Here is a 14,655-nt window from a genome sequence, read left to right as displayed (position 1 = left end):
GCACCTTTAGTCCCACCCAAGTAGGACATGACAGAAGAAAACTTAACCACTGAGGAATCGCTGACCGTCTCCCAGACACTGAACAACGTCGAACACGGTCTGATTGATGAACTCATCTTGGAAGGAATGAACTTAGATGGCTAACGAAGTCAAGAATGTAGCTTTCATCGGCTTGGGCATCATGGGCCTGCCGATGGCCAAGAACCTGCTGAAGGCCGGTTTCAACGTCACCGGTTACAACCGCTCCCAGGGCAAGATCGACGAGCTCGTCGAAGCCGGCGGTAATGGTGCAACCTCCGTGGCAGATGCCGTGAAGGATGCCGACGTCATCATCACCATGGTCCCGGACTCCCCAGATGTGGCCGGTGTGGTCCGCGGTGAAGACGGTGTCTTCGCCAACGCCAAGAAGGGCGCCTACTGGGTTGACAACTCCTCTATCCGCCCAGATGTGACCGCTGAACTGTCCAAGGAAGCCGTCGAAGCCGGCATCCGCCCAGTTGACGCCCCGGTCTCCGGTGGCGAGCCAGGCGCCATCGACGGCGTGCTGTCCATCATGTGCGGTGGCGAACAGGCCGACTTCGATGCTGTGAAGCCAGTTCTGGAAGCCATGGGCAAGACCATCGTTCTGGTGGGCCCAGCCGGCTCCGGTCAGACCGTGAAGGCTGCCAACCAGCTCATCGTTGCTGGCAACATCCAGCTGCTGGCTGAAGCAATCGTCTTCCTTGAAGCCTACGGTGTGGACACCAACGCCGCACTGAACGTCCTCGGTGGCGGCTTGGCCGGCTCCAAGGTTTTGGACCAAAAGGGTCAGAAGATGCTCGACCGCTCCTTCGAACCAGGTTTCCGTTTGGAACTGCACCACAAGGACATGGGCATCGTTACCTCCGCTGCACGCGAAGCCGGGGTTATCCTCCCGCTCGGCGCCGTTGCAGCCCAGCTCGTTGCCGCTACCGTGGCAGAAGGGCACGGCGGCCTCGACCACTCCGGCCTGTTGAAGATTGTTGAACAGCTCTCCGGCCGCGACAAGTAAAATTCTCTCAACCGTTTTCAAAGGAACATATACCAATGGCAAAAATGCGCGCTGTTGACGCCGCGGTGCTGATTCTGGAGAAGGAAGGCGCAACTGAAGCCTTCGGTCTGCCAGGTGCCGCGATCAACCCGTTCTACTCCGCAATGAAGAAGCACGGTGGCATCAACCACACCCTGGCCCGCCACGTTGAAGGTGCTTCCCACATGGCTGACGGCTACTCCCGTGCCGCAGCCGGCAACATCGGTGTCTGCATCGGTACCTCCGGCCCAGCCGGCACCGACATGATCACCGGTCTGTACGCTGCCCAGGCTGACTCGATCCCGATGCTGTGCATCACCGGTCAGGCCCCAGTGTCCAAACTGCACAAGGAAGACTTCCAGGCCGTGGACATCGAGTCCATCGCCAAGCCACTGTGCAAGATGGCCATGACCATTCTGGAACCAGCTCAGGTCCCAGGCGCCTTCCAGAAGGCGTTCCAGGAAATGCGCACCGGCCGCCCAGGCCCAGTGCTGCTGGACCTGCCGATCGACGTGCAGCTGGCCGAGATCGACTTCGACATCGACGCCTACGAGCCACTGCCGGTTGCCAAGCCAGCCATGACTAAGGCTCAGGCCGAGAAGGTCCTAGACATGCTGACCGCAGCTGCCAAGCCGAACATCGTCGCCGGCGGCGGTATCATCAACGCCGACGCTTCCGACCTGCTGGTCGAACTGGCCGAGACCTTGGATGTCCCGGTTCACCCAACCCTGATGGCTTGGGGCGCAATCCCGGATGATCACCCACTGATGGCCGGCATGGTTGGTCTGCAGACCCACCAGCGCTACGGCAACGCCAACTTCTTGGAGTCCGACTTCGTGTTGGGCATCGGTAACCGCTGGGCCAACCGCCACACCGGTTCCATCGAGAAGTACACCGAAGGCCGCAAGTTCGTCCACGTCGACATCGAGCCAACCCAGATCGGTCGCGTCTTCGCACCGGACTTGGGCGTGGTCTCCGACGCCAAGGCTGCTTTGGAAGTCCTGGTTGAGGTTGCCAAGGAACGCAAGGAAGCTGGCAAGCTGCCAGACTACTCCGAGTGGACCCGCACCACTGCCGCCCGCAAGGGTCAGCTGCAGCGCAAGACCAACTTCCCGGACAAGCCGATCAAGCCACAGCGCGTGTACCAGGAAATGAACAAGGTCTTCGACCGCGACACCGTCTACGTCACCACCATCGGTCTGTCCCAGATCGCCGGTGCGCAGATGCTGCACACTTACAACCCACGCCACTGGATCAACGCCGGTCAGGCTGGTCCATTGGGTTGGACCGGTCCAGCCGCCTTGGGCGTCAAGCGTGCACTGCCTGAGAAGAACGTTGTTGCCCTCTCCGGTGACTACGACTTCCAGTTCATGATTGAAGAGCTGGCCGTTGGTGCACAGTTCAACCTGCCATACGTGCACGTTGTTGTGAACAACTCCTACCTGGGCCTGATCCGTCAGTCCCAGCGCCCATTCGAGATGGACTACCACGTCTCCTTGGCGTTCGAAAACATCAACACCGACCCAGCTGTCTCCGCAGCTGCCAAGGGTTACGGCGTTGACCACGTGAAGGTTGCTGAAGGCCTCGGCTGTAAGGCACTGCGCGTGGAGGACCCAGAAGAGATCGCAGGTGCACTGAAGGAAGCTCAGGGCATTGCCGCTGAGCACCAGGTCCCAGTGGTCGTCGAGGTCATCTTGGAGCGTGTCACGAACATCGCCATGGGTACCGAACTGGACAACGTCAACGAGTTCGAAGACCTCGCCGTTTCCGCAGATGACGCGCCAACCGCGCTCATGCTGCTGGACTAATCACTCACTACTAGAAGAAAGGAGCGTACAGTGACTGTTCCTCCCCTCACCGTGCTGATCAGCCCGGATAAGTTCAAAGGCTCGCTGACCGCTGCCGAAGTGGCCGCGGCACTTGCTGACGGCTTTGCCGCCGCTGACAGCCCAGTCGCTGTACGCTCCATCCAAGCACCGGTTGCCGATGGTGGCGAAGGCACCGTACAGGCCGCAGTCTCAGCTGGGTTTGTACGCCACCGGGCAACCGTGCTTGGGCCCACGGGCGAAGACGTTGACGCGGAATTCGCCTACAACCCAGACACCGCCACCGCGGTCGTAGAGCTAGCCACCGCATCAGGGCTGGATCTGCTACCCGGTGGGGTGCTGGCCCCACTGACCGCCACCTGCCACGGCACCGGCCAACTGATCGGTGAAGCGCTCGATCTGGGCGCCACCACTATCATCTTGGGCGTCGGCGGTTCCGCCAATACCGATGGCGGAACCGGCTTGCTCACCGGATTGGGCGCCAAACTCTTGGACGCCGCCGGCAACGAACTGCCCTACGGTGGAGCCGCGCTGGCCGAGCTGGCCTCAGTGGACTTTACTGACTTTGACTCCCGTGTGGAGCACGTGAACTTTGTGCTGGCCGCCGACGTGGACAACCCACTGCTGGGTGAACGCGGCGCACCAGCGATCTTCGGCCCGCAGAAGGGCGCCTCCGAAGAAGATGTAGCCACCTTGGACGCCGCGCTGGCGAACCTGGTTGAGCAGCTTGCGGCCGCCCGCCCGGATAAGGACATCCGTGGCGCTGCCGAGGCACCCGGGGCCGGCGCAGCCGGTGGTGCCGGCTACATGGCCATGGCCATCTTCGGTGCCGAGCGGCGCCGCGGCATCGACGTGGTCATCGACTTCGTCGGGCTGAAAGAGAAGATCAAGGACGCAAACTTGGTGATCGTGGGCGAAGGCTCGCTGGATCATCAGTCGCTGCTGGGCAAGGCCCCCGTTGGGGTGGCCGATTTGGCCCACGAGCGCAACATTCCCGTCGTCGCCGTCGCCGGGCGCTGCCTGCTCACTGAAGAGCAGATCGCCGACGCCGGTTTTTCGAAGATCTACGCGCTTGCAGACCGCGAGCCGGATCCGAAAAAATCGATGGCAAACGCTGCTGCGCTGCTCAAGGGCGTAGCCGCAGAAATCCTTTCCGACCATTCCAAGGATTAACGAGGACGAACATGACTACCACTTACGATTTGCTGGTCTACGGCCAGAACGTGCTGACCGAAAACGGTCTGGGCCCGGCCCAGGTTGCGGTCAAGGATGGCCGCATTGCTGCCATCGAGGCGCTGGTTGACGGTGACCCCACCTTGGGTACTGACGCCGCTACCGTCCGCCGCTTGGGCGATGACGAGGTGCTGATCCCGGGTCTGGTGGACACCCACGTACACATCAACGAACCTGGCCGCACCCCGTGGGAGGGCTTCGACACCGCAACCAAGGCTGCTGCCGCGGGCGGTTTCACCACCCTGATCGATATGCCGTTGAACTCCGTGCCCTCCACCGTGGACATGGACGCCCTCGAGCTGAAGACCGGTATCGCGCAGGAGAAGTCCTTCGTCGATGTTGGTTTCTGGGGTGGCGCTGTGCCGGATAATGCCGATCAGCTGGCACCGCTGCACCAAGCTGGTGTGTTCGGTTTCAAGTCCTTCATGGTCAACTCCGGTGTGGAAGAGTTCCAGCACCTGAACACCGAGCAGCTCAAGCAGGCCATGGCCGACATCCCAGAGCTGGACGGCATGATCATCCTGCACGCCGAGGACCCGGACACGATTGACGCGGCTCCGGAGCCAGATGGCCGCTCCTACGCCGCCTACTTGGCATCCCGCCCGCAGGAAGCTGAACTGGCCGCCATTGACACCGTGTTGGATGGCGCACGTTCCACCGGTGTGAAGACTCACCTGCTGCACTTGGCTGCCGGCGACGCCGTGGCCAAGCTGGCTGCGGCCAAGGCTGAAGGCCTGCCGCTGACCGTTGAGACGTGCCCGCACTACTTGGTGTTGAAGGCAGAAGATATCCCGGATGGCGCTACCGCGTACAAATGTGCTCCTCCAATTCGCGAAGGCGCCGTCCAGGAACAGCTCTGGGATGGTCTGAAAGATGGCACCATTGACGCCATCGTCTCCGACCACTCCCCTTCCACGCTGGACCTGAAGGACCTGGAAGGCGGCGACTTCGGCGCGGCTTGGGGCGGCATTGCCTCCCTGCAGCTGGGTCTGTCACTGATCTGGACCGAGGCGAAGAAGCGCGGCTTCTCCATCGCCGATGTGGTCCGCTGGATGGGTACCAATCCGGCCGAGATCGTCGGGCTGCAGCGCAAGGGCAAACTGGCGGTCGGCTACGACGCCGACTTGGTGGTCTTCGCCCCGGAGGAAACCTTCGTGGTGGATGCCGAGAAGCTGCACCACAAGAACCCGGTCACCCCGTACCAGGATCAGGAACTGTCCGGCGTGGTACACACCACCTACGTCCGGGGCGCGGAAGTCGACTTCCAGACTCCGAAGGGCGCCATCCTGACGAAGGGGAACAACTAAAAAAGCTCTCGCTACGCTTTGCCGTGGAAACACGGTTTGTCATTGGTCGCGAGCGTAGCGATGTGAGAGAGGCGTTAGGCCAGAACGGCACCTTCTAACCTAACGCCACACCTACGGTAGTCCGGTGAGACAACCGTAATCAAGGTGGCATTCAACGAGGGATCACGGTTTGGTCGGCCGTTCTCCCAAAACCTCGTTGGATGCCACCTTTTCTTTTAACCCACTTTTCGGTTAGCAAGACTGTAAGACGTAGTTTTCCAGCTGACCGAAGCGGTGGGCTTTGAGCAGTTCGCCAACGGTCTCCGGATCCAAATGGACCAGCAGCTGGACCTGCCCGTCTTGGTCCCGACCGACCACCGCTTCCCCGTCTTCAGTGCGTTGGAAATCTCGACTCACCTGCTGGAAGAACTACTACCGCGCCTCGGCCAAGAACGGACTAGCCAGCCTGTCCTCCTCTGCCCTAGCCCAGATCATCACGTCAATCTGCTGAAGGTATTGCAGCTAACACAGCAGCATCAGGCGCCGGTTCACCTCAGCTGCATCCGCTCCACGGAAGATCTGGCGCTGTGGCATCAAGCTAAGAACCACGGGGTTGCCCTGACCGCATCGGTGAGCGTTGATTCCCTTGCCCCCCACGCCCCGCTGGGGTCACAAAGCAACGGTGTCCAAGATGGGTCTCGCTCACCGTTTTGGGAGGCTCTAGCAGATGGCGTTCTGAACGGCATCACACTAGGTCCAACGGACTAGACCGGTTCTCTACAGTTGTGGTTCTCGCTGGTGTGAACTGAAGCGTGGCGGCGGGGTTTCATGTTGGAGATCTGATGAAGTGGCTAGCAGCGAACCCGGCCGACGTGGCTGGGTTGCAGCGTAAGGGCCGCATCGCGGTGGGATAAGACGGAGATGTGGTTGTCTTCTCCCCGCAGCATGATCGAACCATCACATCGGAGGAACTCGTGCTGCCGTGACTTGATGAGCAATAGGTGCGAACCCGGCTACTCGGGTCAGTTTCGGCGGTTTTCTTGCACCGCAACGAGGAAACCCTGCCCACCCCAATGGGTGGCCCGGAGACCGACTCTCTCGTGCCAGAAAATTAGGGGGAAACAAGTGTGGAGCCGACCAAATGGCCGGCCCCGCAGTTTTGTGTTGCTGAAGCAGTGAGTGCTTAGACGCCGAGGGAGTCGCGCAGGCGGGCCACGTGGCCGTCGGCGTCGACGTTGTACTCGGCCTTGGTCACGCGTGCGTTGCCGTCAATGACAAAGGTGGAGCGCAGGGTGCCGTCGAAGGTCTTACCGTTGATGGTCTTCTCACCGAAGGAGCCGTAAGCCTTGGCGGTTTCAGCGCCTGGATCAGACAGCAGCGGGAAGTTCAGGCCTTCAGCTTCAGCGAAAGCCTTGATGTCCTCTGGGGAGTCAGGGCTGATGCCAATGACCTGGTAGCCGGCACCCTTGAGTGCGTTGAGGTTATCGCGGAAGTCGCAGGCCTCGGTGGTGCAGCCCGGCGTGGCAGCCTTGGGGTAGAAGTAGAGCACGACGTTCTTACCGGCGTAGTCTGCCAGCGAGACCTCGTTACCTTCGGCGTCGTTGAGGGTGAAATCTGGCGCAGCGGCGCCTACAGTAAGTTCGGACATGGGCGAGCCATCCTTTCGACTAAAAACACAGTTTCCAAACTATGGAATCCTGTTTCTATTGTACGGAAATTGAGGGCTCTTGTGAACTGACTAACGCGGATTGTGCCGAGTCGTTAGAATAAGGGGTATACCCGAGCCCGAAGTGAGAATGATGCGTCCTTCCCCTCGGCGGTTACCCGCCCTCAATGCGCACATGATCGACGCCTTGGTGGCTTTCCCGCCCGCGAATGCGCTGACCGGCCAGTCCCTCCTGCAGCTCTCGGCGATGCGTCGGAGTGCAGCTACCGCTGCCCACATGCTGCGCGAGGCGTGCCCCGTCCACGTGGTGGCTCCACAGCAGCTGCGTTCGGATCTTGGGTTCTTCCTCGACCCGAATGTGCCCGTGCTGGATCAGAAACTTAATCTGGGCTTGGTCGGCGCCACGGCGGTGCCCGTTCTTGCCGATGATCAGCTTCGCATTTGTGACTTTACGTTCAACGCGTGGGGAGATCAGGACCTGCCGCAGCGCTGGGATAACCGCTTTGGCTCTTGGCTGGCCGGTGACCGCGGCGTTGACTCGGACTTCTCCCTGCTGAGCTTTTCCGCCTCGGACATGGTGCACGATGGCAACGGCACGCTCGTGCTCTCCGAACAGACCCTGCTGTACCCGCAACGCAACCCCGGATGGAGCAAGGGCGCCATTGAGCGGGAATTGGACCGGCTGCTGGGCGCCGAACGATTCGTCTGGATCCCGGGCCGGGCCCGCACTTCGGCGTTCTTCACCGACGACCGGACAGCCGTGGTGCAGATCCCGCAGGAGTTTGAGGACAGCTTCGAGCAAGCATTAGAAATTGCCGCCTTGATCGAGGGCGGGACCAACGCGGCCGGTGAGCATTACAACATTGCCACCATCAACCCATCTGTGTCCGGCCACAGCTACCTCGACGTGCTCGTGGTCAACGATCATGTCTTCGTGCCCAGCTACGCCGAAGACTCGGATGCGGCGGCCCTGCAGGTCTTCCAGGACCTGTACCCGGGCAAGCTGGTGCAACAGTGGGACTCGCGGGCCGTGGCACACAGAGGGCTCAGCTGGTCCGATGTCGTGCTGCTGATCCCGCAGACCTAGTCTGCCGCCGCCTTCGCGGCAGCCTCTTGGCGTGCGGCCCTTCTGCGCAGCACCGCGTCACGCAACGAGGCTTTCTGCACCCTGCGGTCTGAGGAAATCAACAGGTTAATCCACTGCGCCTTCGGGTTTCCGTCCACCAGGAGTGCTCTGACCAGCAGTGTGGCCGGTAGCGCGAGCAGTGCGCCCAGCGCGCCTAGGACGAAGTACCAGAACAGCAGTGAGAAGAATGAAATGAATGGAGTCACGCCCACGGACTCGCCGGCGACTTTTGGCTGAATGATCGCCTGGATGACGAAATTCAGCACCACGTAGGCGATCACCACCCACAGGGCTGCGGTCGGGCCGATCTCCAGCAGCGCCACCAGCGCCGGTGGAATCAAACCGAGAACGAAGCCGATGTTCGGGATGTAGTTAGTCAAGAATGACAGCACGCCCCAAACCAGCGCTAGCGGCACCCCGAGGATCGTGAGGGCAACGACGTCCAACACGGCCACGATGAGTCCGAACACGGTGGCCACAACCCAGTACCGGCGCACACCGTGCGCGAAGGTGTGCATGGCTTCAGTGAAGCGTGGTTCCACGCGGGAGGCCAGTGACAGGCGTCGGGTGAAGTCGGTGGAGTCCATCGCGAGGAAGAACACCGCCATGAGGAGCGTGGCCAGCAAGGACATGATGGCCGCTAAGTTGTTGAACAGCGGCGTGAGCAGGTTCAACACGTTGGCAGCGGTGAGCCCCTTGCTCACTTCTGAGGCGATCGCGTCTGCGCTGATCCCGACAACAGAGTCCAGCCAACCCAAGCCATCACGTAGCAGCGCGTCGAACTGCGGCGCGTAATCCGGGATGATGCGCACCAGCTCACTCAGGGACCAGATGGTGCTGAGCAGGAAGGCAAAGACGACCACTAATACCGTTAGCAGTGTTACCACGGCCGCTGCCGGGGACGGGATTTTGGCTTTGACGAGAGCCCGGTGAATCGGGTGGGCCACGATCATCAGATTCAGGCCCAAGAAAATAGGGGCGATGATCTCCGCGATCGAGCGTGCTGCGAACACCAGCACGACGAATGCCGCTAGGGAGATCAGGACGAGGCCTGCCCGCTTGGTGTTGTCCGGCTCGGTCTCTACGGGAATCGGTGGGTTAGCCGACAAAGTAGATCACGCTGCCTAACAGGAAGATGCTGGTGGCGGTCGCAACACCGGCGAACTCGAAAACCATGCCCAATCCCATCGACTTCAGTGCCGCCCAAGATGAGGAGGCTGCCTGCCGGAAATCCTTCAGGCGGGCATATTCTGCGCCGAGCAGACCAATGGCGAAGCCCAGGAAGATGCCGACCACTGGCAGCAGGAACATCCCGATGATGGCGCACACGATACCGACCAACACGGGGCCGCGAGGTATGTTGCGGGCCCGCATGGTCCTTCCGGTCAGAATCGCAGCGGAGGCCCACCCGAGGATCGCGAACACCATCCCCACTATTGCGGCCACCCACGTGGCGGGAGAGGCCATGACGATCGCCCAGACCAACAGGGTGACCACGGTGAGCAGGGAGCCGGGCAGGATGGGCACGATCGTGCCGGCGACGCTCACTAGGAGCACGATGCCGGCAATGATGGTTGCGATGAGCTGTGCGTCCATGGCTCCTTCGATCTGGTCAGCCGCGGCTCAAGTCCGGACTCGATTACTTTTCGACTCTCTGAGCATAACCGGTTGGCAAATGTTCAATACACCAGCAGCACTGCCCTCAACGCATGTGGCCCCCGGTTCGCTGTCGAACCGAGGGCCACATTTACGACTGAGAGTTAGGCGGTCAGGCGTTACCAGCCGCGTTCAGCCAGGCGGTGTGGTGCTGGCAGGTCGGATACGTTGATGCCGACCATGGCCTCGCCGAGGCCCCGGGAGACCTCGGCCAGCACGGCAGGATCCTGGTAGTTGTTGACAGCCTTCACGATGGCCGCAGCACGCTTGGCTGGTTCACCAGACTTGAAGATACCCGAGCCAACGAAAACGCCGTCCGCGCCAAGCTGCATCATCATGGCGGCGTCGGCAGGGGTGGCCACGCCACCGGCGGTCAGCAACGGCACCGGCAGGGACTTGTTCTTGGCAACGTACTGAACCAGCTCGATCGGGGATTGCAGTTCTTTGGCAGCCACATAGAGATCGTCTTCGCCCAAGGAGGCGATACGGTTGATCTCCTCGGAAATGGTGCGAATGTGTTTGGTGGCCTCGGAAACATCGCCCGTGCCAGCCTCGCCCTTGGAGCGAATCATGGCTGCGCCTTCGGCGATGCGGCGCAGGGCTTCACCGAGGTTGGTCGCACCGCAGACAAAAGGAACATCGAAGTTCCACTTGTTGACGTGGTGTACGTAGTCGGCCGGGGAGAGCACCTCGGACTCGTCGATGAAGTCGACCTTGAGCTGCTGCAGGATCTGGGCCTCAACGAAGTGCCCGATGCGAACTTTGGCCATGACCGGGATGGAGACGGCATCGATGATGCCTTCAATCAGGTCTGGATCGCTCATACGGGCAACGCCGCCCTGTGCGCGAATGTCAGCTGGTACGCGCTCGAGCGCCATGACGGCGACTGCGCCGGCATCTTCAGCAATTTTGGCTTGTTCTGCCGTCACAACGTCCATGATGACGCCGCCATTGAACTGATCCGCTACTCCAGTTTTTGCGCGGAGAGAGTCTGAGCTCACCAAAGTTCCTTTCATGAAATACAACTAGCTCTTAGATTCTAAGAGCATTGCCCTTAGGCATTCCACAGCCCGTACGAATCGGCAAGCTGCTGAATCTTCTGGGCACGCGCCAGACGAGGCAGGTAGGAGCCATCACCGACGGAGGCTCCGGCCGCGTGCGCATCGAGCAATTCCTTCGCCCAGTCCAGCTCATCAGTGGAGGGCGAAAGACCAGCGTTGACAGTGTCTGTCTGGTTCCGGTTCAGGCAGAGCTTGCCGGTCATGCCCATCATGGCGGTGATCCGGCAAGATTCTAGGACGGTGTCAACATCGTCAGCTGCCCCGGCTGGGCCATCGATTGCACCAGGCAATTTGCCGACGCGGGAAGCGACAACAAGTTTGGAGCGCGCGTACGCCAACGCGATCGGATCATCCGAGACACCGGTGTCTTTACGGAAGTCGTTGGTGCCAAAAGCAAGGCGGAAGGTACCCGGAGCCAGCGCTACTTGTGTGGCGTTTTCGATGCCCAGCGCCGACTCCAGTAGCGCGATCACAGGCGTGCCTGCGCGTAGGCGCATAGCAGTGTGGGTGACTTGTTCTGGCTTTTCCGTCATGGCCAACATGACTCCACGCAGACCCTTAGTTTCCGAGAGTGCAGAGAGATCCTCAGCCCACTCGTCAGTTTCAATACCATTAATACGTACCCACGCCGTCATACCCGAATCCAAGGCATTACAAACGTCTTCGCGGGCTTGGGCCTTCTGGGCATCGGGAACGGAGGCCTCGAGATCAAAGATGACGGAATCAGCTTCGGAACCGAGGCCAGGTGCAAAGTCTTCTGGTTTGGACGCATTCACCAGCAGCCAGGAACGCGAAAGTGTGGCCGGTAGGGCGGCAGCGCGACGATTACGGATTGGCATGCCTCTAGCCTATGCTTTCGGGGCGCAGATTTCACATCGTGAAAGTAATGCTGAACATTTCTTGCTTTCTCGATAATCCCTTCGAATCCGCGAGCGTCATAATTCGTCATAAGTCACCTGCCGGCGCACTGCATCGACGCTTTTGGAGATTTATACTGAGGACAATATCGATTGACTTAGATCACATTTTGTCGTGTTGGCTCTTTTGGTTCACTATGGGGCGTAGACTGAATCCCGATGTTCAACAAGAGCTTCATAGCTTGATGAGATCCGCCCCGACAGCCTTAGCGAGGAGCGAAAACCCTTGCGCGACAGTTTCGTCGGCTGGGCGTGATGCACTACATTGATGGATGTAGATACAGACTCCACAAGATCATCTGAGAGCGGTACCCCCTAGTCGCCCCGATCTTGTGGCCGCCGGGGCCTCCTATCCCCCCTATTAGGAGGCCCCGGCTTTCTACGTTAAAACCGATGCGTTTGAAGCAGAGACCTTCAGAAAGAATTCCCGCGTGCAGGAAAAGCCAGCGCCTTTGTTCTGCAACAAACGGGTAGAAATAGCGGATTCGACTCCGCCGAGCATTGCGCACCGATAGAATCGGGGAAAGAATCGAACGTCAACCCAGAAAGCAGCCCGAAACCCCGTGGCCCAGAACCCCTCTTTTCGTCTGAAATCCCGGGCCAGCACCTTGTTGGCCGGCGCGGCGATCACTGCCCTGCTGCTGACTAGTTGCTCCCCTCACGGGGATTCCAATGGGAACAACAAAACTGCTGAAAATGGTGAGGACACTGGCTCGACGCCAACCTCATCGGTCGCTGTTGAAGACGATGGGCTAACGAAACTGCCGCTGTACCTGGTTGGTTCAGCGGCCTACACCGCCGAATATCCGGACGATTCGCGGACCACGTTGACCTGCGGGGAAGCAATGGTCTTGGTCAATACGGTGCCTGTGAAGACCGAGGAGCCGGTCCAAACCGCCTTGGAGTTTTTGCTGGGCAACGAGCAGTACTATCACGGCGAACCGCAGCTGTTGGATCCGCTGAAGAACCTCAACGATGTCACAGTCAAGAATGTGACCACCGAGTCTGATGCGGTGCGGGTTGAGCTCTCTGGGACCATCGTAAATCCGGGGTGGTGCCAAGCTGCCCAGTTGGTGGCCCAGCTGGAGATGACTGCAGCGGCGGCCGCCGGTGGCAAGACCCCAACCATCACCTTGGATGGGGCAAATGTCCGCCAGGCCCTCGGCGTTGAGGACCCGTATGGTCCTAGGCAGGACCCGCACAACTAGCGCGAATCGAGCCTAGTTTGCGTACTTCTTACGCAGATCTGTTTTACGGATCTTACCGGAGGCCGTGCGCGGCATATCGGCCACGAACTCGACGGTGGGCGGGATCTTGTACTTGGCTACTCGGTCGGCCAAGTATTCGCGCACCTCGGCCACGCTCAGCTGGAATCCGTCTCGCAGCACGATGATGGCCTTGGGCACCTCGCCCCACTTCTCATCCGGGACACCGATCACGGCGACGGAGCCAACTTGGGGCAGCTGGGCGATTTCTTGTTCGACCTGCGCCGGGTAGATGTTCTCGCCACCGGAAATGATCATGTCTTTGAGCCGGTCGGAAATGAACAGGTAACCCTGTTCGTCCCGGTACCCCATGTCCCCGGACTTGAACCAACCACCCTCATCGTAGGAGGCCGCGGTCGCGTCCGGACGGTTCCAGTACTCGGCGATCACGTTGGGGCCCTGGATCTGGATCTCCCCGACCTCACCCACGCTGCAGGGCTCTCCGAGTGGGTCGACGATGCGGATGTCGGTAAAGAAGTGTGGCAGTCCGGCGGAGCCGGCCTTGATCCGGGACATCGCCGGCTGCATGGAGGTGGCCCCGGGCGAGGTTTCCGTCATGCCGTAGCCACCGGAGAAGGACAGCCCCCGCTCCTCGTACGCGTCCATCACGCGGTGTGGCACGGCCGAGCCACCGCAAGTGAGTTTGCCCAGCGAGGAGATGTCTCGGCGGTCCCAGTCCGGGTGCTCGCAGAGCATCTGGTAGGTGGTAGGCACCCCGGAGATGCTGGTGGCCTGATGTTTTTCGATCAGTTCTAGGGTTCGTCCGGGATCAAACTTGGGTTCCAAGACCACGGTGGCGCCCTTGAGCAGCATCGGCAGCACACCCATGCCTAAAGAGGCGACGTGGAACATGGGCGCGATCATCATCGCGACGTCCGTGGAGCTGACGTCGTAGTCGACTAGGACATTGAAGCTGTTCCAGGTGAAGTTTTGATGGCTGAGCACGGCACCCTTGGGGTTGCCGGTGGTGCCGGAGGTGTAGAGGATCACCGCAGGGTCTTCCAGCGCGACGGGCACGTCGCGGTGCTCCGCCCCGGCGCTCGAGGCAAGGAAGTCTTCGTACTGGAGGATTTCGGGACTATCGTCCGGCCGGGCATAGTCAACGGGTTCACCATCGTTGACGGCGATCAGCAGGCCCAAGGAAGGCTCTGTTACGTCTTCGGTTTCGGTGCTCAGTTGGCGGTGAGCCAGCACCGCCAGTCCTTCAAGAACGCGGGAGAAGATGAGGACGCTGGCGCCGGAGTCTTTGAGCGCGAATGCGATCTCCGCCGGTACCAGGCGGGTGTTCAGCGGTACGAAGATCGCACCCAGGCTGGTGGTCGCGAACAGCGTTTCGAGGAAGGCGGGGTGGTTCTCCCCCAAGTAGGCGACGCGGTCGCCACGGCTGACACCGGCGTCCGCGAGCGCGGCGGCCAGCTGATCAATGCGGTCGGCAAGCTCGTCATAGCTGAGCTCACCAAACGGGGAGATGATGGCAGTTTTGCCCCGGCTTTTCTCCCGGCGACGGTGAATCCAATTCCCCAAGCCACGGTGGCGCATTGACTTTCGTTCCTTCCTCAAGAGATCAAGAA

Annotated in this window: 13 protein-coding genes; 6 read left to right on the top strand and 7 right to left on the bottom strand. The window is 60.5% G+C overall.

Going from position 1 to position 14,655, the window contains the following annotated elements; translation table 11 throughout:
• Positions 1-136 precede the first annotated feature (136 nt).
• Genes ACFFFR_RS10850 through allB form a run of 4 tightly spaced genes read left to right on the top strand, consistent with a single transcriptional unit; the run spans position 137 to position 5,414 of the window.
• Positions 137-1,030: a 2-hydroxy-3-oxopropionate reductase gene (locus tag ACFFFR_RS10850; RefSeq protein WP_377460369.1), complete on the top strand. Its 894-nt coding sequence runs from the start codon at positions 137-139 to the stop codon at positions 1,028-1,030.
• Between the two features lie 35 nt (positions 1,031-1,065).
• Positions 1,066-2,856, top strand: coding sequence for a glyoxylate carboligase (gene gcl, locus ACFFFR_RS10845; protein WP_377460367.1), 1,791 nt, complete (start codon positions 1,066-1,068; stop codon positions 2,854-2,856).
• 30 nt (positions 2,857-2,886) lie between these two features.
• Positions 2,887-4,047: a glycerate kinase gene (locus ACFFFR_RS10840; RefSeq protein ID WP_377460365.1), complete on the top strand. Its 1,161-nt coding sequence runs from the start codon at positions 2,887-2,889 to the stop codon at positions 4,045-4,047.
• Positions 4,048-4,058: 11 nt separating this feature from the next.
• Positions 4,059-5,414, top strand: coding sequence for an allantoinase AllB (gene allB / locus ACFFFR_RS10835; protein WP_377460363.1), 1,356 nt, complete (start codon positions 4,059-4,061; stop codon positions 5,412-5,414).
• Positions 5,415-5,645: 231 nt separating this feature from the next.
• Here allB and ACFFFR_RS10830 read toward each other — a convergent pair whose 3' ends face one another.
• Both ACFFFR_RS10830 and bcp read right to left on the bottom strand, forming a co-directional pair.
• Entirely contained in the window at positions 5,646-5,810 is a 165-nt protein-coding gene (locus ACFFFR_RS10830) for a hypothetical protein (RefSeq protein ID WP_377460361.1), read from the bottom strand.
• 766 nt (positions 5,811-6,576) lie between these two features.
• The gene (bcp, locus tag ACFFFR_RS10825; protein ID WP_377460359.1) at positions 6,577-7,041 is read right to left on the bottom strand and encodes a thioredoxin-dependent thiol peroxidase; all 465 of its coding nucleotides are present in this window, start codon (positions 7,039-7,041) and stop codon (positions 6,577-6,579) included.
• 151 nt (positions 7,042-7,192) lie between these two features.
• Between bcp and ACFFFR_RS10820 the strand changes: the two genes are divergently transcribed.
• Positions 7,193-8,146, top strand: a complete 954-nt coding sequence (locus tag ACFFFR_RS10820) for an agmatine deiminase family protein (protein ID WP_377460358.1) — start codon at positions 7,193-7,195, stop codon at positions 8,144-8,146.
• Here ACFFFR_RS10820 and ACFFFR_RS10815 read toward each other — a convergent pair.
• The 4 genes from ACFFFR_RS10815 to ACFFFR_RS10800 all read right to left on the bottom strand — a co-directional run bounded on the left by ACFFFR_RS10815 (position 8,143) and on the right by ACFFFR_RS10800 (position 11,741).
• A complete protein-coding gene (locus tag ACFFFR_RS10815) occupies positions 8,143-9,294 on the bottom strand; it encodes an AI-2E family transporter (protein ID WP_377460356.1) in 1,152 nt (383 codons plus the stop codon). The two genes, ACFFFR_RS10820 and ACFFFR_RS10815, sit on opposite strands and share 4 nt — an antisense overlap.
• Positions 9,284-9,781, bottom strand: coding sequence for a DUF456 domain-containing protein (locus ACFFFR_RS10810; protein ID WP_377460354.1), 498 nt, complete (start codon positions 9,779-9,781; stop codon positions 9,284-9,286). Before ACFFFR_RS10810 ends, ACFFFR_RS10815 begins: the two co-directional genes overlap by 11 nt.
• 179 nt (positions 9,782-9,960) lie before the next feature.
• Entirely contained in the window at positions 9,961-10,842 is an 882-nt protein-coding gene (pdxS, locus tag ACFFFR_RS10805) for a pyridoxal 5'-phosphate synthase lyase subunit PdxS (RefSeq protein WP_377460352.1), read from the bottom strand.
• 53 nt (positions 10,843-10,895) lie between these two features.
• On the bottom strand, positions 10,896-11,741 hold the full coding sequence (locus tag ACFFFR_RS10800) for an HpcH/HpaI aldolase/citrate lyase family protein (RefSeq protein WP_377460351.1): 846 nt from the start codon (positions 11,739-11,741) through the stop codon (positions 10,896-10,898).
• Between the two features lie 641 nt (positions 11,742-12,382).
• Between ACFFFR_RS10800 and ACFFFR_RS10795 the strand changes: the two genes are divergently transcribed.
• Positions 12,383-13,027: a hypothetical protein gene (locus ACFFFR_RS10795; RefSeq protein ID WP_377460349.1), complete on the top strand. Its 645-nt coding sequence runs from the start codon at positions 12,383-12,385 to the stop codon at positions 13,025-13,027.
• Positions 13,028-13,039: 12 nt separating this feature from the next.
• Here the strand turns inward: ACFFFR_RS10795 and ACFFFR_RS10790 are convergent, their stop codons facing one another.
• On the bottom strand, positions 13,040-14,623 hold the full coding sequence (locus tag ACFFFR_RS10790; RefSeq protein ID WP_377460347.1) for an acyl-CoA synthetase: 1,584 nt from the start codon (positions 14,621-14,623) through the stop codon (positions 13,040-13,042).
• Between the last annotated feature and the right edge of the window lie 32 nt (positions 14,624-14,655).

This window comes from Micrococcoides hystricis (assembly GCF_042434215.1).
GTDB lineage: Bacteria > Actinomycetota > Actinomycetes > Actinomycetales > Micrococcaceae > Micrococcoides > Micrococcoides hystricis.
The sequence above is the reverse complement of the archived record's forward strand: the minus strand, read 5'-3'. Positions and strand labels throughout refer to the sequence as shown.